The sequence below is a fragment of the Methylocucumis oryzae genome (assembly GCF_000963695.1).
Classification (GTDB): Bacteria; Pseudomonadota; Gammaproteobacteria; order Methylococcales; family Methylomonadaceae; genus Methylovulum; species Methylovulum oryzae.
In genome coordinates this window covers 1-1633 of the sequence record NZ_LAJX01000294.1, presented here as the reverse complement: position 1 = coordinate 1633, position 1633 = coordinate 1, and the positions used below count along the sequence as shown (strand labels likewise).

Annotated in this window: 1 protein-coding gene; it reads left to right on the top strand. The window is 46.9% G+C overall.

Features of this window, described 5'->3' with window-relative positions:
• Nucleotides 1-1633, top strand: a 1633-nt coding sequence (locus VZ94_RS20415; protein WP_045780646.1) for an Ig-like domain-containing protein, incomplete at both ends; no start/stop codon positions are given.

Below are 1633 nucleotides of genomic sequence, written 5' to 3'. Positions count from 1 at the left end.
GTTTAACAGGAACAGGCGTATCAGGTAGCGGTGCATTAGCTAGTCTTAGCGGAGATAATAGCTTAAGCGGCGCGGTTACGTTAACCGGTAATACCCGTATCAGCGTTAACACAGGAAGTTTGACCTTAAGCGGTATTATCAGCGATGGCGCTAATGTATTTAATTTGTCCAAGACAGGTGCCGGTACTTTAATCTTATCCAATACCGAAAGCTATGATGGTTCTACCACTGTTTCAGCCGGTACGTTACTGATCAACGGCAGTATTAGCGGCACAGGCTCGGTTTCGGTGGCATCGAGTGCAATATTAGGCGGTACCGGTTATGTTGCCGGCGCGGTAACGCTATCGTCCTCAGCTACAATAGCGCCTGGCATTAACAGTGCCGGATTACTGACACTAAACAGTGATTTCACCGGAGCTTCCGGCGCTGTCTTAGCGGTGGATTTAAATGGCACAACGGCAGGCACGAATTATGATCAAATCGCTGTAGGCGGTGCGCTTGATTTAAATGGCTTGACCGCTACGTTTAATTTAGGCTTTACACCCATCGTAGGGGATAGTTTTACCTTAATCAACAAAACGAGCAGTGGTGCGATTACAGGGACACTCAATGGTCTTGCTGAAGGCGCAACGTTTAACGCCAGTGGAGTTATGTTCAGCATCAGCTATATAGGTGGAACTGGTAATGACTTAGTAATCACCGTTGCCGATGTGACGCGACCGACGCTAAGTTCGTTTAGTGTCAGTGACAGCGATGGCCGTTATAAAGTCGGCGATACGCTTACCATTGTGGCGACTATGGACGAAGCCGTGACGGCCGGTTCTACCTTTGCGGTCACGCTGGATACTGGCGTTACGATTAATCTGACTGCCGCGACTAACGGTACGACATTAACCGGAAACTATACGGTAAGCCTTAACGAAGCCAGCAATGATTTGACCGTTTCTTCTTATACGACTGGCACGGTAACCGATTTAGCAAACAATGCGTTAACCTCGACGACATTACCAAGCGGCAATAATATTGCCGATACCAAAAACATCATTATTGATGGTGTATTACCGACAGCGGTGATCAGTGTTTCTGATACGGCACTGAAAGTCGGCGATATGGCTACGGTAACTTTTACCTTTAGCGAAGCTGTCACTAACTTTACTACTACCGATGTTAACGTCGCTAATGGCGTATTAACCAACTTAATAACGAGTGATAGTGGTATCACATGGACAGCGACATTAACACCTGATAGTAACCTCACTGATACAAGCAACACGCTGACATTAGACTTAACCGGTATTAACGATTTAGCGGGTAATAGTGGTGTTGGCAGTGCTAACAGCGGCAATTACACCCTTGACACCACACGTCCTACCGCCAGTATTGTTGTCGTGGATTCCGCATTAACCATAGGCGATACTTCGCTAGTCACGATTACGTTCTCTGAAGCAGTTAACGGGTTTACCAACACCGACCTCACCGTCGAAAACGGTAGTTTATCCAATGTCAGCAGCAACGATAGTGGCATCACATGGACAGCGACATTAACACCTGATAGTAACGTCACTGATACAACTAACACGCTGACATTAGACTTAACCGGTATTAGCGACTTAGCGGGTAATAGCGGTGTTGG